Source organism: Burkholderia sp. L-4, from assembly GCF_056856535.1.
Genome location: NZ_JBXEOX010000001.1, coordinates 1,676,042 through 1,698,787, shown reverse-complemented (window position 1 = coordinate 1,698,787; position 22,746 = coordinate 1,676,042). Strand labels below are relative to the sequence as shown.

At 65.6% G+C, this 22,746-nt stretch carries 21 protein-coding genes; 6 read left to right on the top strand and 15 right to left on the bottom strand.

All coding sequences use genetic code 11. The annotated features are described in order from the left end of the window. Positions 1–36: 36 nt before the first annotated feature. The 3 genes from AC1VVG_RS07915 (at position 37) to AC1VVG_RS07905 (ending at position 3,717) form a co-directional block, all read left to right on the top strand. Positions 37–858 (top strand): TetR/AcrR family transcriptional regulator, encoded by an 822-nt coding sequence (locus AC1VVG_RS07915; protein WP_482835460.1) that lies wholly within the window; start codon positions 37–39, stop codon positions 856–858. Between the two features lie 157 nt (positions 859–1,015). Further along, on the top strand, positions 1,016–2,770 hold the full coding sequence (locus tag AC1VVG_RS07910; protein WP_124608008.1) for an AMP-binding protein: 1,755 nt from the start codon (positions 1,016–1,018) through the stop codon (positions 2,768–2,770). A 29-nt stretch (positions 2,771–2,799) separates the two neighbouring features. Next, entirely contained in the window at positions 2,800–3,717 is a 918-nt protein-coding gene (locus tag AC1VVG_RS07905; protein WP_482835459.1) for a DUF1571 domain-containing protein, read from the top strand. A 27-nt stretch (positions 3,718–3,744) separates the two neighbouring features. Here the strand turns inward: AC1VVG_RS07905 and AC1VVG_RS07900 are convergent, their stop codons facing one another. Further along, positions 3,745–4,023, bottom strand: a complete 279-nt coding sequence (locus AC1VVG_RS07900; protein WP_069705262.1) for a PXPV repeat protein — start codon at positions 4,021–4,023, stop codon at positions 3,745–3,747. 295 nt (positions 4,024–4,318) lie between these two features. Between AC1VVG_RS07900 and hfq the strand changes: the two genes are divergently transcribed. Beyond that, the gene (hfq, locus tag AC1VVG_RS07895; protein ID WP_034190115.1) at positions 4,319–4,873 is read left to right on the top strand and encodes an RNA chaperone Hfq; all 555 of its coding nucleotides are present in this window, start codon (positions 4,319–4,321) and stop codon (positions 4,871–4,873) included. A 77-nt stretch (positions 4,874–4,950) separates the two neighbouring features. Here hfq and AC1VVG_RS07890 read toward each other — a convergent pair whose 3' ends face one another. The 14 genes from AC1VVG_RS07890 to AC1VVG_RS07825 all read right to left on the bottom strand — a co-directional run bounded on the left by AC1VVG_RS07890 (position 4,951) and on the right by AC1VVG_RS07825 (position 18,803). Beyond that, positions 4,951–5,658: a DUF2968 domain-containing protein gene (locus AC1VVG_RS07890; protein WP_034190116.1), complete on the bottom strand. Its 708-nt coding sequence runs from the start codon at positions 5,656–5,658 to the stop codon at positions 4,951–4,953. Between the two features lie 54 nt (positions 5,659–5,712). Then, positions 5,713–7,104: a sigma 54-interacting transcriptional regulator gene (locus AC1VVG_RS07885; protein WP_034190117.1), complete on the bottom strand. Its 1,392-nt coding sequence runs from the start codon at positions 7,102–7,104 to the stop codon at positions 5,713–5,715. A 108-nt stretch (positions 7,105–7,212) separates the two neighbouring features. Continuing rightward, complete coding sequence (locus AC1VVG_RS07880) at positions 7,213–9,138, bottom strand: pilus assembly protein TadG-related protein (RefSeq protein ID WP_059557813.1); 1,926 nt, start codon at positions 9,136–9,138, stop codon at positions 7,213–7,215. A 71-nt stretch (positions 9,139–9,209) separates the two neighbouring features. After that, positions 9,210–9,542 (bottom strand): DUF3613 domain-containing protein, encoded by a 333-nt coding sequence (locus AC1VVG_RS07875; protein WP_034190174.1) that lies wholly within the window; start codon positions 9,540–9,542, stop codon positions 9,210–9,212. A 20-nt stretch (positions 9,543–9,562) separates the two neighbouring features. Then, a complete protein-coding gene (locus AC1VVG_RS07870; RefSeq protein WP_034190175.1) occupies positions 9,563–10,405 on the bottom strand; it encodes a tetratricopeptide repeat protein in 843 nt (280 codons plus the stop codon). 18 nt (positions 10,406–10,423) lie between these two features. Then, positions 10,424–11,413 carry a type II secretion system F family protein gene (locus AC1VVG_RS07865; RefSeq protein ID WP_034190119.1) on the bottom strand — a complete coding sequence of 330 codons (990 nt, stop codon included), beginning with the start codon at positions 11,411–11,413 and terminating at the stop codon, positions 10,424–10,426. A gap of 4 nt (positions 11,414–11,417) precedes the next feature. Further along, positions 11,418–12,416 carry a type II secretion system F family protein gene (locus tag AC1VVG_RS07860; protein WP_034190120.1) on the bottom strand — a complete coding sequence of 333 codons (999 nt, stop codon included), beginning with the start codon at positions 12,414–12,416 and terminating at the stop codon, positions 11,418–11,420. Beyond that, a complete protein-coding gene (locus AC1VVG_RS07855) occupies positions 12,409–13,776 on the bottom strand; it encodes a TadA family conjugal transfer-associated ATPase (protein ID WP_034190121.1) in 1,368 nt (455 codons plus the stop codon). Before AC1VVG_RS07855 ends, AC1VVG_RS07860 begins: the two co-directional genes overlap by 8 nt. A 3-nt stretch (positions 13,777–13,779) precedes the next feature. Beyond that, on the bottom strand, positions 13,780–15,054 hold the full coding sequence (locus AC1VVG_RS07850) for a fimbrial protein (RefSeq protein ID WP_034190122.1): 1,275 nt from the start codon (positions 15,052–15,054) through the stop codon (positions 13,780–13,782). A 60-nt stretch (positions 15,055–15,114) separates the two neighbouring features. Then, positions 15,115–16,446: a type II and III secretion system protein family protein gene (locus tag AC1VVG_RS07845; protein WP_034190123.1), complete on the bottom strand. Its 1,332-nt coding sequence runs from the start codon at positions 16,444–16,446 to the stop codon at positions 15,115–15,117. Positions 16,447–16,513: 67 nt separating this feature from the next. Beyond that, a complete protein-coding gene (cpaB, locus tag AC1VVG_RS07840; RefSeq protein WP_034190124.1) occupies positions 16,514–17,440 on the bottom strand; it encodes a Flp pilus assembly protein CpaB in 927 nt (308 codons plus the stop codon). A gap of 93 nt (positions 17,441–17,533) precedes the next feature. Next, the gene (locus AC1VVG_RS07835; protein ID WP_034190125.1) at positions 17,534–17,980 is read right to left on the bottom strand and encodes a TadE/TadG family type IV pilus assembly protein; all 447 of its coding nucleotides are present in this window, start codon (positions 17,978–17,980) and stop codon (positions 17,534–17,536) included. Further along, entirely contained in the window at positions 17,977–18,480 is a 504-nt protein-coding gene (locus AC1VVG_RS07830; protein WP_069705242.1) for an A24 family peptidase, read from the bottom strand. The genes AC1VVG_RS07835 and AC1VVG_RS07830 overlap by 4 nt, the downstream gene beginning before the upstream one ends. Positions 18,481–18,596: 116 nt before the next feature. Then, positions 18,597–18,803, bottom strand: coding sequence for a Flp family type IVb pilin (locus AC1VVG_RS07825; protein WP_034190127.1), 207 nt, complete (start codon positions 18,801–18,803; stop codon positions 18,597–18,599). A 675-nt stretch (positions 18,804–19,478) separates the two neighbouring features. Between AC1VVG_RS07825 and AC1VVG_RS07820 the strand changes: the two genes are divergently transcribed. Both AC1VVG_RS07820 and AC1VVG_RS07815 read left to right on the top strand, forming a co-directional pair. Next, on the top strand, positions 19,479–21,218 hold the full coding sequence (locus AC1VVG_RS07820; RefSeq protein ID WP_482835458.1) for a collagen-like triple helix repeat-containing protein: 1,740 nt from the start codon (positions 19,479–19,481) through the stop codon (positions 21,216–21,218). 40 nt (positions 21,219–21,258) lie between these two features. Further along, the gene (locus AC1VVG_RS07815) at positions 21,259–22,683 is read left to right on the top strand and encodes a collagen-like triple helix repeat-containing protein (RefSeq protein WP_482835457.1); all 1,425 of its coding nucleotides are present in this window, start codon (positions 21,259–21,261) and stop codon (positions 22,681–22,683) included. Positions 22,684–22,746 lie beyond the last annotated feature (63 nt).

The window sequence follows — 22,746 nt, the reverse complement described above, 5'->3', positions numbered from 1 at the left end:
TGTTCGCGGCCGGGAAACCGGCATGGGAGGCGGAACATGGCAGTAAGTCAGGAGGGGCGACCATCCGCGGGACGGCCGTCCGGGGCACGGTCATCCGGCACGCGGCAGACCGGCGGGACGAAGGCGCGCATCCTCGATGCGGCCGAGGACCTTTTTATCGAGCATGGCTTCGAGGCGATGTCGATGCGGCAGATCACGTCGCGCGCGGCGGTCAATCTCGCCGCGGTCAACTACCACTTCGGCAGCAAGGAGGCGCTGATCCACGCGATGCTGTCGCGCCGGCTCGACCAGCTCAACCAGGAACGCCTCGGTATCCTCGACCGCTTCGATGCGCAACTCGGCACGCACATCACCTGCGAGCACGTGCTCGGCGCGATGTTCATCCCCGCGCTGAAGGCGTCGCGCAACCCGGAACGCGGCGGGCCCGGGTTCCTCCGGCTGATCGGGCGCGCCTATACCGATCCGTCGCCGTTCGTACGCAACTTCCTGACCGCCCACTACGCGAGCGTCGCGGGCCGCTTCTTCGACGCATTCCAGCGCGCGCTGCCGCACCTGCCGCGCACCGAGCTCGGCTGGCGGCTGCATTTCGCGATCGGCGCGTTGTCCGGCGCGCTCGCCGGCGCCGAAACGGAGAGCCTGATCGACGAATTCTCGCAAGGCCGCACGATGAACGACGTACAGATGATCGCGCGGCTGTCGTCGCTGATCGTCGCCGCGCTGAAGGCGCCGATGCCCGACAGCGCGCAGTTGTCGATCTTCGCCGCGGTACTCGACGACGCGGGCGCGAGCGAAGCGTTCGGGCTGCCGCAATCGGGCGCGACGAGCGCCGGCACGGCGACGCTGCATTCCGCGAACTGAGCGCGCGAGGCCACGCGCGGCTTCCTGTTCACGATTTGATTGATACGCGCGGTCAGGCGGGGCGTCGAGGCGCCCGCGCCGATCGACCGCGAAGCACGGGGCATGGGCAGGCGCCGAAGCGCCCGCCCTCGCCGAAAGCAAAGACCGGAGACACGTCATGTCATCTTCCGCAGCAACCACGACGGCCCAGATCCCGCCGAACACCGACGGCATCTGGTACGCGTCATATCCGCCCGGCGTCCCGCACGACATCGACGTCACGCAATACGCGTCGCTCGTGCAGTTCTTCGACGAATGCACGACCCGCTTCGCCGACCGCGTCGCATACGTGAGCGCCGGCGCGTCGATGACCTACCGCACGCTCGCGCGGAAGGTCGACGCATTCGCGTCGTACCTGCAAAGCCTCGGCGTGAAGCCGGGCGATCGCGTCGCGATCATGCTGCCGAATACGTTCCAGTACCCGGTCGCGCTGTTCGGCACGCTGAAGGCTGGTGCGATCGTCGTCAACGTCAATCCGCTCTACACCGTGCGCGAACTCGCGCACCAGCTGAAGGACAGCGGCGCGCAGACGATCGTCGTATTCGAGAACTTCGCACGCACGCTGCAGGACGCGCTGCCTGAAACGCAGGTGAAGCACATCGTCGTCACAGCACTCGGCGACCTGCTCGCCGACGGTTTCAATGCGAAAGGACGCCTGATCAATTTCGTGCTGAAGCACGTGAAGAAGCTCGTGCCGGCCTACCACCTGCCGCAGGCCATCCGGCTGCGCTCCGCCCTCGCGCTCGGCGCGCGCGGCAAGCCGCAGCCCGTGCAGACGACGCGCGACGACCTCGCGTTCCTGCAATACACGGGCGGCACGACCGGGGTCGCGAAAGGCGCGATGCTCACGCACGGCAACCTGATCGCGAACCTGCTGCAGGCGAAGGCGTGGATCGCCGACCAGGTGTCGGGCGACGTCGAGACCGTGCTCACGCCGCTGCCGCTGTATCACATCTATTCGCTGACGGTGAACGCGTTCATCTTCATGGGACTGGGCGGACGCAACATCCTGATCGCGAACCCGCGCGACATGAAGATGGTGATGAAGATCATCCGCAACGAAACGTTCACGGGGATCACCGGCATCAACACGCTGTACAACGCGTTCCTCGACAACGAGGAATTCCGCAAGCGCGACTTCTCGAAGCTCAAGCTTGCGATGGCCGGCGGGATGGCGATGCAACGCGCGGTCGCGGAGCGCTTCCAGCAGGTGACGGGCCGGCCGGTCGTCGAGGGCTACGGGCTCACCGAGTGCTCGCCGATCGTCACGATGAACCCCGTGGACCTGAACGACATGGCCGCGTTCAGCGGCTCGATCGGGCTGCCCGCGCCATCCACCTCCGTGCGCTTTCGCCGCGAGGACGGCACCTGGGCGCCCGTCGGCGAGCCGGGCGAACTGTGCGTGCACGGCCCGCAGGTGATGCGCGGCTACTGGCAGCGCCCCGACGAGACCGCCAAGGTGCTCGACGCCGACGGCTGGCTCGGCACCGGCGACATCGGCGTGATGGACGAACGCGGCTTCATCCGCCTGATCGACCGCAAGAAGGACATGATCCTCGTGTCGGGTTTCAACGTGTATCCGAACGAGATCGAGGAAGTGCTCGTGATGCATCCGGGCATCAGCGAGGCGGCGGCGATCGGCATTCCGGACGAAGTCCAGGGCGAACGGATCAAGGTGTTCGTCGTGCGCCGCGACCCGTCGCTGACGGTCGACGACGTGCTCGCGCACTGCCGCAAGAACCTGACCGGCTACAAGATGCCGAAATTCGTCGAGTTCCGCGACGCGCTGCCGCAGACGAACGTCGGCAAGATCCTGCGCCGCGCGCTGCGCGACGAGGAGCTCGCCAAAATCAAGGCCGCGAAGCAAGGCTGAACGATCCATCGCTCCGGGAGACACTGTCGATGAACGAAGGAATGAAGCGCCGCGCACGACATGCCGCCGCCGCGGCTGTCGCCTGCCTGCTGTCGCTCGCGCACGCGGGCCTGCATGCGCAGGAAACGGCCGATGCCGCGAGTGCGGCGCAGGAGGCCGCATTGCCGGCGGACCTGGCGAAAGTCGCGCGCGAGCCGCTCGTGCAACAGGCACGCTGGCTGCGCACGGCCGCGCAGCGCGGCACGCTCGCGCAGCTCGACGACGCGACGCTCACCGCGCTCTTCAAGGCGCTCGATCCGCTTGCCGTGCCGCTCTATATCCGTAACGGTCCGAACGGCTATCCGTCGTACCAGTTCACGATGGTGCGCCAGGAGCGCATCAGCGGAAAATGGTCCGACACGCCCGATCGCATGCTGGTGAAGACCACCCGCGAGCCGCTGCGCGTCTATGCGAAATGGCTGCCGGGCGGCGCGCACGCGGGACAGGAAACCATCTACGACACGACGCAGCGCAAGGACGAGATGTATGGCCACCTGGGCGGCCTGCTCGGCAAGATTCCGCTGTGGACGTCGCTCGACGGCGCGCTGGCGCGTGCCCAGTCGAATCACCAGGTGAAGGATCTCGGCACCGAGTTCATCACGAACCTGTACCTGACCGAAGGGAAGAAGTACCTGGAAGCCGGCGTGCAGCGACCGACCCAGATCGAGGCAAAATCGATCGGCGGCGTGCGCGTGGTCGCGCTCACCTACGAGACGCCGACCGGCCGGCCGCAGTTCTATGCGAAAAAGGAAGTCCTCGGGCTCGACCTGCACGCGCCCTATTTCCGGACCGTCGAGTCCTATGACAACGACGGCAGGATCTTCGAGCGGATCGTCATCGAGAAAATCGCGCCGGCCACGCTCGACGACACCGCATTTGACCCGAAAAACCCCGACTACGCATTCTGATTCGCGCCGGCGCGGCTGAAGTCGGGATCAATCGTCGTCGTCGCCGTGGTGCTTGCGCCAATGCTTGTCATAGTGCTTGCGCCACTTCCGGTAGCGGTCGTCGTCGTCATCGCCGTAGTAGCCGTATCCGTAGCCCGGATAGGCGACGACGGCCGGCTGCGGCGCCACATAGACCGGTGCCGGCTCGACATAGACCGGCGCGACCGGCACGCCGATGCCGACCGACAGGTCGACATGCGCCATTGCACTGCCGGAGGCCAGCAACGCCACACCCCCGACCCACCCCGCCCATTGCCTCGTGTTCATGTTCTGCACCCCTGGTACGCCGGCCTGCCCGGCTCGCGCGGCCAATGTAAGCGCACCGCACGCGGCGAGGTGATACGGCGCTGCGAGAGTCGTAACGCGACGTAACGAAACGGCTTCGGCCATTCGGCCGAATCGCGAAAATGCGCTGGAACGTCTATAGTGGGTTACGGTTCGACACAATCACGACTGCGCGCTTCCCTATTGAACAGGGTAGAATCCCGCCAAACACCTTGTGGACGAACACGCCACACACACGCACAACATATTCTCTGACGCAGGCTCCTGCCGCACCTCAATGGCCAATCCCGCAGAATCCCATCCGCAAAACGACTTCATCAATTCGGCGCGCAAGGAACGTAAGCGCGTTGAAATCTATCTCGTCAACGGCATTCGTCTGACGGGGTGTATCGAGTCGTTCGACCAGTACCTGGTGATGCTGCGCACCCCCGTGGGTCTGCAAGGCATCTACAAGCGCGCGATTTCCACCATCCAGCTCGACACGGGCGGCTCGCGCCCGGGCGGCGGCGGCCCCCGCGGGCCGCGCACCGGCGGCCGCCCCGGCGGTCGTGAAGGCGGCGGTCACAGCCCGTACGGCTCGCACGGCGGCCCGCGCGAATCGCGTGGCGACGGCGGCGGCTACGGCTCCCGCGAACCGCGTGAAGGTTATGGCTCGCGTGAGCCGCGCGAAGGCTACGGCGCCCCGCGCGAACCCCGTGAACCGCGCGAGAGCTATGGCGCGCCGCGCGACAGCGGCGATGCCTCCGGCAACACGTCGTCGCCGGATACACGCGGCGGCAACGGTCCGGTGATCGTCACACGCCGCCGGCGGATCGTGCCGGACGGCCAGTAAAACAAAAGGGCAAGCCAACCGGCTTGCCCTTTTCGCTTGTGCAGCCGGCGCGGCATGTCGCCGCACCGCCGCCGGGTTCAGCGTGCCGACGTCGGCAGGCCCGCGTCGGCCTCACGCTGCAACGAACGCACCTGCTGCTGCAACGCGCGCAATTGCGACTGGAGTTCGGCTTGTTGCGCCTGCAATGCCGCCGTCTCGCTGCGAACGCTCTTCTGGCGATCCGCGACCGCCGCCTGCTGCTGGCGTGCGATCGAGATGTCGGCCTGCAGGCGTCGTGCGCGATCCTGCGTGACCTCGAGCTGCTTGTCCAATTGCGCCTTCTGCGATTCCAGCTTCGCCGCCCGCAGTTCGTTGACGGCCAACCGCTCCGCCTGGCGCGAGAAATCGCGATAGATCGCTTCCGCGCGCGTTTCGTCGTACGTCTTGATCACGCGCCAGAACGCCTTCTGCTGGAACAGCGCGACGAAGTACGCACCGTCCTTCACATTGAACAGCAGGCTCGCGCCGTAGCTGCCGTTGTAGCTCGTGCGCATTTCCGTCAGCGAGTGCGCCTGGATCTGGCGCTGCAGATCGTCGACCGTGCTCGGCCCCGTCGTCTCGCCCGCTTGCGGCTGCAGCGACGTCTGGGCCTGCGAATCGATCGCCGGAATCGCTGCTACCGGCGCCGACGCCTGCTGTACCGCCGGCGAATCGCTGCCGGCCAGCCCTTGCGCGAAAGCGCCCTGCATGCCTCCCACCAGGGCAAGCAACACGCTCACCCGCCCCAACCCCGTCATATGGCTCATGAAGTTTTATTCCCGCCCGAGTCGTTGTGATTCAGCGCGATTTTATCGCATTAATTACTCGCTTTCGCGTGTCTCGGGTTCTTCGTCGAAGATCTGATATTTGCGCATTTTTTCCCACAGTACCTTGCGGCTGATGCCGAGTTGCTGCGCCGTATCCTGACGGCGCCAACCGTTTGCGTCGAGCGCGGCAATGACGCGGTTGCGCTCGTTCATGTCCCACTTGCTGCGATCGACGAACACCTCGGCCGCGCTCTCCACCGGTACCGGCTGGGCCGAACTGCGCGCGTGCGCGATCAGCCGCTGCAGCCGCGCGGCATCCCACCCGCCCGTCTGCCGCACCGTCACGCCGACGCGCTCGGCGAGGTTGCGCAATTCGCGCACGTTGCCGGGGAAGTAACTGTCCGCGACCGAATCCGTCAGCCAGTACGGCAGGTCCGACAGCTCCGCGAGCCGCTCCTCGCCGACGACCTGGGCGACGAACGACTTGAACAGCGCGATCTTGTCGACGGCGCCGCGCTCTTCCAGCGACGGAATGCTCAGCTCGATCACCGCGAGCCGGTAGTAGAGATCGGCGCGGAACAGCCCTTCCTTCACGAGCTGCGGCAACTTCTTGTTGCTCGCCGCGACCAGCCGGAAATCGACCTTGATCGGCGCAGTCGCTCCCACTCGCAGCACCGCGCCATCCTCGAGCACGCGCAGCAGCTTGACCTGCTGGTACAGCGGCAGATCGCCGACTTCGTCGAGAAACAGCGTGCCGCCGGCCGCCTGCTCGAAATAGCCTTTATGCGCAACAACCGCGCCCGTGAACGATCCTTTCGCATGACCGAAGAACAGCGATTCGAACAGGCCGTCGGGAATCGCGCCACAGTTCACCGGCACGAATTCGCCGTGCCGGTAACGCGAATGCTTTTCGTGCAGCAGTTGCGCGATGCGTTCCTTGCCGACGCCGGTTTCGCCGTGCAGCAGCACGTTGGTGTCGCAATCGGCGAAGGTATCGACTTCATGCAGCAGCGCCTGCATCGATTCGGAGTGCGCGACGAGTTCGGACGGCTGCGACGTTTCGGCCGAGTGCGCACGCAGCTGCGTGACGAGCTTGCCGATCATGCCGCGCAGCTCGGCGCACGTGAAGTCGAGCGGCAGGATGTGCGAATAATCGGGCGGATATTGCGACGCGTCGTGGTCGCGCGCCGCGCCGACCCAGACCACCGGCATGCCGATGTTGGCCTGCCAGTCGCGCAGGAACGCGGCGCCGCCTTCGATCATCGTCACGCTGATGATCGCGAGCGACGGCCGCAATGCGGCGCGCTCGGGCGAGATCTCCGCGTTGTCGGCGCGGATCACTTCGACGTCGAAGCTCGCCATGCACCGGGCGACGCGGTCGACAATGTCCGCCTTGCCTTCCCAGACGTACAGGTCGAGCTCTTCGATTGCGGGCGTGGTTCTCATGTTTCGGGTACGGCTTCAGTAATTGACGAGTTGCTCGGCATTGCAGGTCAGTGACCGGTTACGGACGGCATCGACACCGCCCGCTTCGGTAACGGAACGCTCAGGCATTTATTGAACAAGCATGGGATTGCCGCATTTGATCGAGTCCGGTGTGTTCGTGACATAGGCGTTCCCCAGGCTGAGACCAAGCAGGCCCGTGACCGAGGTCAGGAGCGAATCGATCGGTTGCAGGAGGAGCGGGACGAGCGTGCTTCCCAACGCAGTCAGAAGCGGGCCGGTCAGGATATCCAGCAACGGGTTCAAGATGCCGGCCAGCACGCCAGCCAATCCGCCGGCTGCCGACACGGAGACCGACAGGCCGCTGCCGACGATACCCTGAACCGCAGGCGACAGGAACTGGTCCGTTCCCGTGCCCAGCATGTACGGTGACGCCGGACTCGGCGAAGCGGATGAACCCGGGCCGGGATACGTGAACGTCAACGGAGTCGCCGTTTGATTGGCAACCGGAACCGTCAACTGCCCTGGCTTCAGACTGATATTGACGGAGATCTGATTCAGGTTGATCAGCCCCAGCGTCAGCACATTGAGCGCCGAGGTCACGGCATTGAGGCCCAGCAGGTTGAGCAGGCTCTGCAGGTTCACGGATACCAGCGTGATCGGCGTTCCGCTGCCGGTCGTATAGCCGCTCGGCGCATTGAGATTGATCGGTGTATTCGCCGTGCCGCCGATGTAGACGGCCACGACCCCGGTCTGCACGTTCACCGTCGCGCTTTTCGTTCCGTCCGCGGTGCAGGTGACGGACATCAGGCCCGCCGTCGCCGGCGCCACATAGGCCGTGACCGGCAATTGCACCGCTGCAAGCGGCGTCGCCGTGCCGGACGAGCAACTGCCGCCCGGAAAGACCAGCCCGCCGTTCGAGCACGTCGACAACAGCGAGATCGACGTATTGAGGAACACGTTCCCCTGCGCGGTCGACGTGTTGGTCGTGCAATTGGACGTCCCGCAATTCGCCGGCCCGGGCGGACCGCTTGCGGTGGACGGCGGATTCGCCCCCAGCTTGACGGAGCCGGACACGGTCACGTTGAGCAACGGTGCGAGCAAGGTCGGCGTCTGGACCGTGACACTCGGAATGCTGACCGAGTTCGTGCCGTTCGCGAGCTGCAGCGCCGTCGACAGCAGACCGAGCGCATTGACGCTGGCGTTGACGGCCGAGGTTCCCGTCGCGGTTGCGGCGGAAACCAACTGACCGAGCGCGATTTGCGGGCCACCGCATACGCTGCCGGAACAGAGCGCGGCGACGATGGCGTTCAGCACGTTCAGGTTCACGCCGACCAGGTTCTGCTGCGTCGCCGCCTGGATTGCCGCGTTGGCCAGTTGACCCAGCGTCACGGTGCCGTTCAGCACGGACGTGCTCGTGCCGACCGGCAGATTGGCGAGAATGCCGGCGAGCTTCAGGTTGACTTGCGCGAGCCCTTGATAGTCGACGAGTTGCAGATTCAACGGATTGGGCGTACCCAGCAACGCCTGCAGCAACTGATTGGCCAGTCCGCCGTTCAACGCCGCCAGCGACGTGGTCAGCGTGAAGGTATCGGTTGGCACGCTCTTGGCGATTGCTGCCCCGCTGACGGTCACCCCGTTTGTGAAGAGGCCCGAGATCGGCTCGGAAACCGTTACGCATACAGCGCCGACCGATTGGGCGTTGACCGTCCCGGACGACAAGCCCGCGCATTGACCGTTGGTCGTCGCGCCCGAAGTCGGCGTAAACAGCGGACTGCCACTGCCTTGAGGTGCATTCCAGACGCCGCACGTCACGGAGACGGTCGAGTTGACCGGCAGCGGATTCGATGCGGGGTTCGCGATTCGATTGGCGGCGGTCGTCGCCGCCGTGCAGGTCGAATCGGCGCTGATTTGCGACACGGCCGAGAGCGCGGCCAGATCGGCGGCCGCCTGCATGCTGCGGCGCTCGGAATAAAAATGCCCGATATCGATCGCACCCAGCATGATGAACGCAACCGACACCCAGATCGCGGCCATGACCGCAATGGTGCCGCGCTGGCGCTGCCGCCGCGCTATGTGTGGCTGATCTGCGCGCATCGCCGTCCCGCTTACTGCATGCCTTGACCGCCACCGCCCGACATGCCGCCGGCGGAACCCAACTGCGAGCTCATCGAATTCGGAATCTTGTTCTTGAACGAGTCGAGGTAGCGCTGGTAGACAAGCGAGGCCACGTCACCGAGCAACGGCTGCGCGGGCGCCGACGCGCGATTATCGCGCTGCATCGTGAGCCAGTCCCGGGTCGACCGGCCGACATCGGACGCGCCCGCCGTCACCGACTCTTGCCCATACGCTGCGGCGGAACCGGTCACCGCGCAGAAGACCGCGGCCAACGCCGCAATCCGTCCCGCGCGCACGCCGCGATGCTGTTGGTTATCGTTCATGTCGTTCCCCCGGTGCGTGTTCATTGTGCAAACCGTTGCAGCAACGGCACGGTCTGATCGTAGCCAAAATTGTTCGCCATCGGCGTAATCGGCGCGGCGGTAGCGCGTCGTGACACGACCGGCGGCGTCGCAACCGCGCGTTGCTGCGCACGCGCCGCGGCCGCAATCTTCGCGGCATCGCTGACGATGTCCTTGCGGACATCCGCCGACAGATGCTGCTGGTTCATCAGCCGTTGCGCGTCCTGCGCGCGGCCTGCTGCAAACAGGTAAAGCACGAGGTTGCTGACGATTTTCGGATTGCGCTGCTCCAGCTCCGCAGCCTTCATCAATGGCACGCGCGCCCCGACGACATCGCCGCTGCGCAACTTTGCGTAGGCGAGATCGGACAGCATCGACGCATCGGTTGGCGCGAGTTCCGAAGCCTGCGTCAGCGACTGCGCCGCACGCTCGAAATCACCCGCAGCACCCGCGAGCAGCCCGAGACCTCGATAGCCGCGCGCCGCGAGCGGCGTTTTCAGCAACTGCGTGTAGGAGGCCGCACTCGCGGCCGGTTGGTCTGTCATCCGCAACGCGTCTGCACGCAGCAGGATCGACTCCGGCACGGGGGCATAGGTCTTTTCGTACGCATCGATATGCGCAAGCGACGCGAAATAGAGCCCTTGCGACTGCATCCGCTGGATCAGACCGAGGTACATGCCCGGCGTGTCCGGCACGGCTTCCTTCCGGTCGGCCGCCTGTATCAGCGCAGCGCGCTCCGTCTGCGCGTTCACGCCATAACCGCTATCCTTGGTCGCGCACGCACCCAGCAGCAGCACCGCCGCCACCGCGCCCGCCCGTGTCACCATTCCGCCGATCCGCTTCATCGTTTTTCCTTCCATCCTTCAATGATGCGACGACAACGCACGCATCACCGCCAGCATGCCGGGCCCCGCCGTCACGATCAACAGCGCAGGCAACAGCGTCAACACCATCACACCTGTCATCTTCACGGTCAATCGCCCGATCCGCTCGCGCAGCATCGCCCGGCGCGTCTCACGCAGACGGTCTCCGAACTGCTTGAGCGGCTCTTGAACCGCACCACCGTGCTTGTCGACCTGGATCATCAAACGCACGATCGCGCGCAAATCCTCATTGTCGAATCCGCCGGACAACCGCTGCAGCGACTGCTCGCGCGTACGGCCCGCCGCGAACTGGCGCTGCGCGATCCCCATCTCCGATGACAGCACCGGCATCATTCCGCGAAAATCGTTCGTCACGACCTGAAGGCTCTGATCGAGCGACAACCCGACGCCTTGCAGCAAGCGCAACATGTCGACGAGCAACGGAAGTTCGTCGACCACGCTCTGCCGGCGCGCCGCCGCACGACGCTGCACATAGAGCTTCGGCAGCATGAAGCCGAGCCCGAAGACGGCGAACATGCCGACCATCCAGATACCGCCCTTCACGCGCCCGCTCGCGAAGATTGCGAACAGCAACGGCAACCCGGTCCCGCACGCGACCCGCGCACTCAGGAACAGCCCGCGTGTGCGCGCGTCGACGTAGCCGCATTGCTCGAGCAGGCGGCGATCCTCTTCCGCGACCGCGTATTTGCCGAGCCCGGTATCGAGCCAGCGCACGCCCGCGGCTGACAGCCGATCGAGGAAACGCTCGACGCGCTGACGGCGCACGTCGGGCTTCGCCGCCGCGTCGCCGTCCGGTGCGGTCCGCGCTTTCGCTGCCTCGAGCGTGGCCATGCGCCGGTCCAGCGCATCCACCAGCGCACGTTCGGCGCGCGTCGCCGCACTCGCGCGCAGCATCGCCACCATGCCGAGCAGCAGCACCCCGAGCGCCCCCACCGCCAACGCAATCGCTCCGATTTGAGTCGCTGTCATAGCCTCACCTGAGCCGAGCCATTCGATACAGCCATACGCTGCCGGCCAATTGCATCAGAAACGCGATCGTGAGGAGCGTCCGTCCGCTCGGATCGTTCCACATCCCGTGCAGGTACTTGGGATTGGTCATCACGACAAAGCTGGCGATCGCGATCGGCAGCATGACGAGGACGAACGCCGACAATCGCGTTTCCGACGACATCGCGGTCAACTCGCGCTCCGCCTGCTCCAGGTCACGCATGAACACGGCCATGCGCTCCAGCATCACATCGGCCCGGCCGCCGTATTTGACGGACAAGCGCAGCACCGAGCCCACGAGTTCGAACTCTTCGGTGCGGTAGATCTTGGCGATGTGCATCATCGCGCGATCGATCTCAATGCCGCCGCGCAGCATGCGCGATACGAGATCGAGACAGCCGCGCAGCGGCTCCTCGGTCGTCAGCAGCGCCGCCTGGAACGCGGCCGGCACGCTGTTGCCGAGCGTCACCAGACGCACGATCCCGTCCAGGAACGACGGGATCTGCCGGACGATCTTCAAGCGCCGCCGCTGGATCCGCGACGCGAGCCAGACGCCGAGCATCGCGCTTCCGCAAGTGATTGCCGCAAAGCACGCCAGTACACCGCCGCGGCTGCCGGCGATGAACGCAACCGCGACAAGCGCAGCGAGCGCAACAAGCGTCTTGCCGCGCGCATCCTCGATTCCCGCGCGGCTCGCGAGGTTCGACAGATACTCGGATGCCGTCGCGTACCAGTGCGCCCAGAATGCGTCGGACGAGGCATTTCGTGCTGCACCCGGCTGCGGTACGACGCGCGTCGCACCGGCTGCCGCCGGCCTTGCCGCCTGCGCCGCGACACCGGCGCGCGCGCCCGGCTCGAGCCGGCTGTCGATGAAACGCTTCGCATCGGTCCGCACGCGCCGGGTCTCCGCGTGCCGCCACAGCATCATCGCGGCCGCGACGCACAGCATCGCGATCGCCAGCACCCATACCATCGCGCTATACATTGAAGCCCCCGCCGCCACGGCCGAACCCACCGCCGAAGCCGCCACCGAACCCGCTCTCCCCGAACCCACCGCTCGTCAACGCCTGACGGAAGCGCGCAAGCTTCGGCGAGTGCGGATGAATGCCCAGCGTTTCCCAGTGGTCGACTTCCTCGCCCTCCGCCGTCACGCGCGCCTCGTAGCGATAAAGCTCCTGCGTTGCGATGATGTTGTCGGACAGACCGGTCACTTCGGTGATCGACAGGATCCGCCGCCGGCCGTTCGACAGGCGCCCGATCTGCACGATGAAGTCGATCGCGTTCGCGATCTGCCGGCGCAGGCTCGACTCGGTGCCCTGGAAGCCCGCAAAGCCGGCCAGCATCTCGAGACGGTACAGGCACTCGCGCGGCGAGCTCGCGTGCACGGTGCCCATCGAGCCGTCGTGACCCGTGTTCATCGCCTGCAGCATTTCCAGCACTTCACCGCCGCGCACTTCACCGACGATGATCCGGTCCGGGCGCATCCGCAACGTATTGCGCAGCAGGTCGCGAATCGACACGACACCGGTGCCATCGAATCCGCCCGGACGGCTCTCGAGCCGCACGACGTGCGGGTGGTTCAGCGACAACTCCGCCGTATCCTCGATCGTCACGACACGTTCGATCTCGGGAATGTGGAATGCGAGCGCATTGAGCAACGACGTCTTGCCGGAACTCGTCCCGCCCGACACGAGAATGTTGCAGCGTGCCTCGACCGCTGCCTGAAGCAGCGTGTTGATCTCTTCGTTGAAGGTCCCGTTGCCGAGCAGGTCGGACGGCTTCAGCGGATCCTTGCGGAATTTCCGGATCGACACGACCGGCCCGTCGATCGACAGCGGCTCGATCACGACGTTCACGCGACCACCGTCGGGTAGCCGCGCGTCGACCATCGGGTTCGATTCGTCGAGACGGCGACCGATCGGCGCAAGGATTCGTCGCACGATCCGCAGCAGATGCGCGTTGTCGGTAAAACGCACCGGCAGCTTCGCGAGGATCCCGTGACGCGACACGTACACGTCGTTGTAGCCGTTGATCAGGATGTCCTCGACGGCCGGGTCCGCGAGCAGGTCCTCGATCGGCCCGAAGCCCGCGAGTTCCTTCGTCAACGCCTCGGCGATCGTACGCACCTCGTTCTCGTTGAGCGGAATGCGGCGCAGGCGCACGAAGCTGTCGATCTCGAGATCGACAAACTGGTTGATCGCCTGGCGGGACCATCGGCCGAACTCCGCGCCCAGTTCTTCGATGCGCGTCAGCAAGTGCTCGTGCGCGGCATTCTTGATGTCGTGGAATTGCTGCGTCTGGGAGAACGGCGCTGCGCCGTCGGCGAATTGAATGTCGTGTGGCATCGCTTACGACCGCTTGGACGAGGGTTGAATGAAGCGCTTCAGCGCGAACAGGCCGGATGCCGAACGCGCTGTGGTCGATCTGATCGACACGCCCGGTAGCCGCGCGGCAAGCGACTCGAGCGCACGCACGTACGGGTCGCGCTCCGCCATGTCGACGATGAGCCGGCCCTGGTTCGCGGCATGGCCGATCGCGACGCGGCGCGACGGCAAGGTGCCGACCAACGACACGCCGAGACGCTCTGCGATCTGCGCGGGCGTCAGGTCGAGCGCAGGATCGTACTGGTTGACGACGAGCCGCACGCGGTCGGTCTCGACACCTGCGTCGCGCAACCCGGTGAGCAGGTCCGCCGCCGACACGATCGACGCAACGCCCTGATCGCAGACAAGCCACGCTTCGTCGGCCGAGCTCGCGATTTGCGCGACGAACTCGCGGTTCGAAAAACCGCCAAGGTCGACGATCTGCTGATCGAAAAATGCACGAAACCGGTTCAGCAAGCCGGCGCACGATGCGTACGACACGTCGCGCAATCCACCAAGATCGGCCGGCAGCGTCGTCAATGCGACCCCGCTCTCATGCCGCGTCAACGCGGTATTCACGAAGGTCCGATCGATGCGGCGCAGATTGTGAACCGCATCGATGAAATGGAATTCGCAACGGGTGTTCAGGAACAGCGCGCCATCGCCTGCCGGCAGCCCCAGATCGACGAGCGCGGTCTGTCGACCGGCAGGCGTGCCGCCATTCGGCATGCCGCCCGCCTCCGCGCTCGCCGCGCGTTTCTGCAGCCAGACGGCGAGATTCGCTGCAAGCGTGCTCACGCCCATGCCCGCGCGGGCGCCGAGCAATGCGACGAGCTTGCCATGGCGGCTCGCTGGCTCGTCGACGTTCGCCAGCAGCCCGCGCGTCGTGCGTAATGCCTCCTCCGCCGGAGCCGACACGTCGATGAAATCACGCACGCCGGCACGCAATGCCGCAAGCGTGCTCTCCGGATGCGCCAGCGAACCGAGCGCGACGATCGGCAGCCCGGGATGCGTCGCACGCACTGCTGCAGCCGCGACGCTCGCGGCCGGACTGCCGTCCGAGAAATCGATGAAGACGAGCGCCGGATTGAGCCCCGTGATGCGCTGTGCCAGCACGCCCGGCTCGAGCGATGCGGCCTCAACCGCGCCGGCCGACACGAGCGTATCGGCCAGCCAGCGGACATGCGCCTCCTGTTGCGATGCGCAAACAAAATAGTCGGTCACGGCGGGTTCACACAATGATTGGATTCGCGCGTTCATGTTGAACACCCCCGATTACGCATTGCGTGCCGAAGCATCGCAACGCGCGATGCTTCGCACTCATTTCGAAAAACCCGGTGCAGCGTCCGGCGAAGCTGCACCACCCAGATACGACTGCCAGACCGGCCCGTTGCGCTGCTCGGACAGCTCACCCGGCGTCGCAGGCAACACCGCGCCCTTCGCGATTGGCGCAACGAGATGCGGTGTCACGATGAACAACAATTCCTTGTCGTTCTGCTGATAGTTCAAATTCTTGAAGAATGTACCGATAATCGGCAAGTCGCCGAGCAGCGGCACCTTGCTCACATTCGACAACGTCTGGCGATCAATCAGGCCGCCGATCACGAAGCTCTCACCGTCACCGAGTTCAACCGTCGTGTCGGCACGACGCGTCGTGATCCCGGGCACCGCAACGCCGCTGATCGTCACGCTGTTCACGTAGTCGAGCTGGCTCGACTCGGGCGCGACCTTCAACGCGATCCGCTGCGGGCTCAGCACTGTCGGCGTCAACGAGAGTCCGACGCCATACTGCTTCCACTGAATCGCAGTCGAGCCGAGGCCTTGCGGCGAAGGCACCGGAATCTCGCCACCTGCGAGAAAACTGGCGCTCTGCCCAGACAACGCGACGAGCGTCGGCTCCGCGAGCACGCGCGCCAGATTGCTTGCTTCCAGCAGCGAGAGGTCAGCGAAAATGCCGCGTCCGGCCGCGTTCACGACCAGATTAAAGGCCGACGCGACCGGCGCGCCGAGCGTCGGAATATACGCGGCGGTGCCGGGGCCCGATCCGCCGCCGTAAGACTGCACGCCACCCGGCGAGAACGAGCCGAACGAGAACCCGTTGCTTTGCTTGAAGAAATTGAAACCGACCTGCTTGAGCACCGAGCGGCTGAATTCAACGACGCGCACATCGACCTGCACGACATTCTTCCCGGCGATCGTCGAGCGATCGATCACGACGCCCTTCGCGCCCATGGTCTTGCCGACCGCGACCGCGCGGTCGTGCGCATCCAGCGATGCGGACGTTCCCTGCAGCACCGCCGTGCCGCCATAAGCATTCACGCGCGGCGTCGATCCATCGAGCACCGCGTGGGCGGCTGCGTCGACGACTTCGACATTCCAGATCATCGGCTCGTCGCGGCCGCGCTCCCACAGCATCACGTTCGTCGCACCCGGCGCCTTCGCGGTCAACAGCACCGATCCGGAGCGGCTGCCTTTCATGATCAGCACGTCGGCGACGGCCGGATCGCCAACCGCGACGCGCTGCAGTGCACGGCCCGCCGAAATCTGCCGTTGCGCGCCCACGGCGAGTTCGATCGTACCGCTCGCGCTGGCGAACGATGCGAATGTCATGGTCCAGATAGCAATCGCGAATGCAATCAGTGTGTTTTTCATTGTTTGTTGAACCGTCTCTCGACCCTTTTTACATGTCGTCGCTGATACCGATGACCGCCGAATTCTGTCAGTAGGTCACCGTTTCCGACCGGCCGCCGCGAATCACCTCGATACCGCCGCCCCCGCTCGGCCGCACCGCCGGCGGCAGGTGTGATGGCAACGGCGGTACGGGTACGTTGACCACCGCGTTGCGCTGCGTGCCGGACAACTGCTGTAGCGACACGCCGGCTGCCGCGATTGCCGACGGCGACAGTTTGTTGTCCGTGCGCACCGCAACCGTCTGCATCGCAAGTTCGTCGTCCCGCGGGTTACGCAATGCAAGAGTCAGCCGGCCGCTGGCCTCGCCGAGCGTCAGCGCGTCAACCTGCGCAGTCGGCACCGCCAGCACCGCGATGCGCACATTCGACGGCTGGCCGTTGTTGCCGTTCGTGTTGCTGCCACTATCGCGTTCAGGAGTTGCATCGCCGAACGCCAGCACACGCACCTTCGACAACAGCAGCCGGGCTTGCGTCTGCGCGATTTCCCCGTCGAACATCGACGAATTACCCTCGCGCTTGAGATTCAGGAACACGTCGACGAAATTGCCGGGACGCAGCCGGTTGCCCACTGCGTTGGTCTCGTCGACGTGAATCGAGATCGCGCGCTCCCCCGGCTGCACGTCCTCGGCCAGACCCGACACCAATGCGCCGGAGACCACCGGCGACGAAGCAGGGATGTCGCGCGTCGGCACCCGGCCAACGAGTTCGGCCGCACTCCCGAACGCGCCTGCCGGCATCGACGCCGTCGGCTGAACCTTCAACGCATCGGCGGTAATCGGCTGGCCCGCCGGCAATGTGCGCATCGCGATCACGACCGGTACCTGGGTTGCCGCCGCAATCTGCTGCCCAGGCACGGGCGCCGGCGAACTGCGCCCAAGCATCCATGCATAGATTCCGAGCAGGACGGCTATCGCGATCAGCAGCCCGGCGATGATCTTGGTTAGGTTGTTGGCCATGTGTTTGTATGGATGCCGGAATAAAAGTCCGAGTAAGTTTTTCCTGTTGCCCGATTCATGTGCTCGCGAATCCGTCGCGTCACGCAACCCCGCTCACAGGATGGCCTGCGGGATCTGCACGACCGCCGTGCTCGTCAGCGGCTGGGTAATGATGGCTCCGAGAAACGGCATGGTCGTGACCCACGCTTCCGGCGAGTAACTCACCGTCACCGTCAGGCAATACAGCGTCGGCGGATTCGTCGTGTCGTAGCTGCACTGCGGCGCACTCACTTGCGGCGGGTTGATATTCATCCAGCCCGCGACATTCTGTGCAGTCGTCGTTGCGTTCGTCACACGTGCCGCCAGGGTCGGCGCGTAATTCAGGCCCGCTCGCGCACCCTCGCTGGCTGCCAGCGTCAGGCTTTGCTGAAAGACGAAAATCATCCCGAAACTGAGGATCGCGTAGAAAATCATGAAGAACAGCGGAAAGACGATCGCGAACTCGACCGCTGTCGCCCCGCGCTGCCGCCGCGCCCCCCGGAGCTCCCTCAATCGCTTCATTGCACGCCCCCCGTTACAAGCAGATAGACGAGCCACGCCGCAGCCGGTATCGCGAGACAGGCCGCGTAGGGCGTTGCCCGATATCGACCGAGCATCAGCGTAGGTTCGCCGCGGCGCCACAATGCGCCGCCAAGCGACGAGCGAGACAACAGGATCAGGACAACGGCATGCACGCCGGCAGCCAGGCTCGCGGCAACCCAAAGCCAGAGCAGCGCATGCATGCCGCACCACGCACCGAGCACGCCGAATGTTTTGACGTCTGCCGCGCCCATCAGGCGCAGCATGAAAAAGGGAAAAAGGCCGACCAGCCCGACCAGCATGCCGAGCAGTGCCTGAAATGGCGAGACTCCGAATGGATTCGCGTTGAAAAATGCACTGGCGAACCCGACGACCAACCCCGCCAGGACGAGCGAATTCGGAATACGTCGAAATCGGATATCGCTGGCCGCAACAAGCGTCGCCCAGACCAGGAATGCCCCGCCGAAAATAGGATGTGCCATCGCGCAACTGCCCGCCGCAAATGTCGGCGCGAGCAGATTGCCGAGGCAATCAACTCGCTACCGAACCAAAACGACTTTCACGACGTGAAGAAGTCGTTCTAATTATTTACGGAAGGTCAGCCCCAGATGGTAGCGGCCGAACAGGCGGCAGCCGTTCGAGTACTCACGCAAGTGCCGAGATTGGTGAACATGTTACCGAGACTGCCGCCGATCGACGTCACTCCGGCAACGATCGCGACAGCGATAAGACCCGCAATCAGACCGTACTCGATCGCGGTAACCCCGTCTTCTTCCCGAAGGAAGCGAATCATCATTGCTTTCATTTTATTCCTCGTGCCTGTATTTACGTTTTCTGGCCTTTTATACGTATACATCCCCGCATATCCGGCCCTTGCCCCGCTCGTTCGCCACATCTGCTGCAACGACAACCGGGTGCGCTTTCTTTATAGGTCGCCCCGAAGGGCATTGCTCACAATTTGATGCAAGTTAACATTCGCGATAGTGACCCTCCTCGAACGTTGTGTACCGAACCGTACATTTGCTTACATCTGCTCCGGATTCTATATCCGATCCTATTTAAGTTCCAACCTCTTTTAACGACTCTGTCGGAAAAAATCTTCAGGAGCACAGCGTATTTGTACGGCGTTTCGGTACGACTTACACATAGGATTTACGATAGGTTAGATGTGCACGCCTAATCCACCAGTAAAACAATTGCCTCGTCCATCAAGCCCGCTCGCCACCCACGTTACGCCGCACGCGTAACGCCAATGTTGTGACGTTACGTTACGAAACGGCCGAAACCGTTCTCATTCATCTGCACTTAAACAGATTCAACAATCTTTCAATCTCCTCGACTTCCTTTCCCGACAAGGAATTGCGTCGTTTAAAACCGGTTGTCGACCTGCCGGGCATCGAAATGGCACGACAGTTGCAGAGTAGTCCTCGCACCACTCAACACAACGCAGTTCACAACACATTTTTAATGCGAGGAAGAAATGGACATCAAGGTTATCCCTCATGGCGTGTTCCGGACGACTCTGATCGCGGCCACCGTTGCAGCCATGCTTTCCCTCTCCGCGTGCGGCGGTTCCGGTTCGATCAGCCAGGGGCTCGGCGGCGGCTCGAGCTCGGGCGGCGGTGACACGATCTCGACGTCGGGTGGCGGCAGCTCCGGCACGAGCGGCACCTCGGGCACGAGCGGTAGCTCCGGCACCAGCGGCACCTCGGGCACGAGCGGTACCTCCGGCACCAGCGGCACCTCGGGCACGAGCGGCACCTCCGGTACCAGCGGAACCTCGGGCACGTCGGGTGTGTCGTCGAACGCGGTGGGACAGGTCCTCGCAAGCAGCAGCAATATCGTCACGGGTGTCGGCGGCACCGTCTCCGGTCTCGGCTCGGTCATCGGCAGCCAGTCGCTGCCGGGCGTCAACCCGGCCACCACGCAAGCCGCAGGCGGCATCGTGCAAAGCGTCGGCGGCGCGGTGACCGCACTCGGCAACGGCCTCGGCAACGGTCTCGGCCAGCTCGGCGCAACGAAGGATCCGCTCGGCACCACGCTCGCCAGCACGGGAGGCGTCGTCAACCAGCTGGGCGGCGCAGTCACGGACACCGGCAAACTGGTCACGAGCCTCGGCAGCGGCCCGCTGTCGCCACTCGCACCGGTCACGGGTGCCGTCGGCGGCCTCGTGTCGACGCTCGGCGGCGCCGTATCGAACGGCGGCACGACCCTCACCAATGCGCTGTCGACCGGCCCGATCCAGCAAGTCACGCAGACGGTCAGCTCGGCCATCACGCCGATCACGACGATGGTCGGCCAGACGACCCAGACGATCGGCACGGCCACCGGCCTCGGCGCACCGGTCAACACGCTGCTCGGCACGATCGGCAACGGGCTGAACCAGGCCGGCGCACTGCTCGCGTCGACGGGCGGCAATCCGGTCACGACAGGCCTCGGCAACACCGTCTCGGCGACGGGCAATACCGTGAAGGCCGTCGGCGGCCTGCTCACGGGCGGCACCGGCGGCGTGACCAACCCGCTCGCCCCGCTCACGGGCCTCGTCTCCACGGTTACCGGCGCACTCGGCGGCGCAACGGGTGGCGGCAGCGGCCCGCTCGCACCGGTCACCGGCCTCGTCTCCACGGTCACCGGCGCACTCGGCGGTGCAACGGGTGGCGGCAGCGGCCCGCTCGCACCGGTTACCGGCCTCGTCTCGACGGTCACCGGCGCACTCGGCGGCGCAGCAGGCGGCGGCAGCGGCCCGCTCGCACCGGTTACCGGTCTCGTCTCGACGGTCACCGGCGCACTCGGTGGCGCAGCAGGCGGCGGCAGCGGCCCGCTCGCACCGGTTACCGGTCTCGTCTCGACGGTCACCGGCGCACTCGGTGGCGTAGCAGGCGGCGGCAGCGGCCCGCTCGCACCGGTTACCGGTCTCGTCTCGACGGTCACGGGTGCGCTCGGCGGTGCAACGGGCGGAACGAGCGGCGGTCCGCTCGCCCCGGTCACGGGTCTCCTCGGTGCAGTCACGGGTGCGCTTGGCGGCGTGGCGGGCAGCGCAGGCGGCAGCAGCCCGCTCGCCCCGGTGACGAATGCCGTCTCGACGGTCACCAGCTCGGTCGGCGTACCGGCACTGAGCGGCGGCACGGGTGCGGTCACGAACTCGGGCTCGTCGTCGAACCCGCTCGCGCCTGTCACGTCGCTGATCGGCGGCCTGCTCGGCGGCACGCACGGCAAGTAATCCGACATCCATTCATCGAAAAGACAGCGAGGAGTCCATCATGTCCCAGCAACGTTCCATCACGACGGCCGCCCTGCGCCAGTGGCGTGCGCCCCTCACCGCCTTCGCCGCGGCCTGCCTGCTGGCCGCGTGCGGCGGCGGCGGCGTCAGCTCGCCGCCGAGCAGCAGCAATAACAACAACAATCCGAGCACGAGCGGCACGTCCGGCACCAGCGGCACCAGTGGCTCGTCCACCGGCACCAAGGGTGTCGTCAGCACGGTCGGCCAGACGGCCAGCGACCTCGGCAGCACGGTCGGCAACATCAGCCTGCCGGGCCTCGGCGACGGCGTGACGAAGGGTGTCGGCAGCACGCTGTCCAGCACCGGCACGATCATCGGTGCGGCCGCCGATGCCGTGAGCAACGGGCTGGGACAGATCGGCTCGACGAAGGATCCGGTCGGCACGACGGTTGCCGGCCTCGGCAATGTCGTCGGCGCGACGAGCAACACGGTGTCCGGCCTGAGCTCGACGGTCAAGGCGCTCGGCACGGGTCCGCTCGCGCCGCTCGCCCCCGTCACGACGCCGGTCGGCACCGTGCTCGACACGGTCGCCAACGGCCTGACGGCCGCCGGCACGACGATCGGCTCGACGCTGTCGTCAGGCGCCGTCCAGCAGGTCACGCAACCGATCAGCTCGGCGATCACGCCGCTCGTGATCACGGCCGGCCAGGTCACGCAACAGGTCGGCACGACGACCGGCCTCGGCCAACCCGTCTCCGGCCTGCTCGGCCAGATCGGCGGCGCGATCAGCTCGGCGGGCAAGCAAGTCGGCGGCACGTCGAGCCAGCCGCTCGTCGGCGATGTCGGTCAGCTCGTGACCGCGGTCGGCAACACGGTGACCAACACGGGCGGCCTCGTCAACCCGAACGGCCCGAACGGCGCCGCACCGATCCCCGGCCTGATCACGAGCCTCGTCGGCGGCTCGACGGCGACCGTCCAGAACGGCACGTCGTCGGGTTCCGGCTCGACGAACCCGCTCGGCGGCCTGCTGTCCGGTCTCGGCTCGACGCCGCTGGGCTCGCTCACGGGCGCACTCGGCGGCGCAACCGGCGGCTCGGGCAGCGGCCCGCTCGCGCCTGTCACGGGCCTCGTGTCGACGGTCACCGGCGCACTGGGCGGCGCGACAGGCGGCAGCGGCGGCCCGCTCGCCCCCGTCACGAATCTCGTGTCGACGGTCACGGGCACGCTCGGTGGCGCAACGGGCGGCGCAGGCAGTGCAAACCCTCTCGCGCCCGTCACCGGTTTGCTGAATACTGTCACCGGAGCAGTGAGCGGTGCAGCAGGATCGGGTGGTGCGAGCCCGCTCGGGCCGGTCACGTCGCTGGTCGGCAGTGTCACGGGTACGGCATCGTCGGGCAGCGGTTCGACGGGCCTGCTGGCACCGGTAACGGGGTTGCTGGGCACGCTGGGTAGCGTTGGCAAGTAAGGACGACGGTCGCACCATCGCAGCCGGAGCGAATGGCGCGGCCGTACATACACAACCGGCATG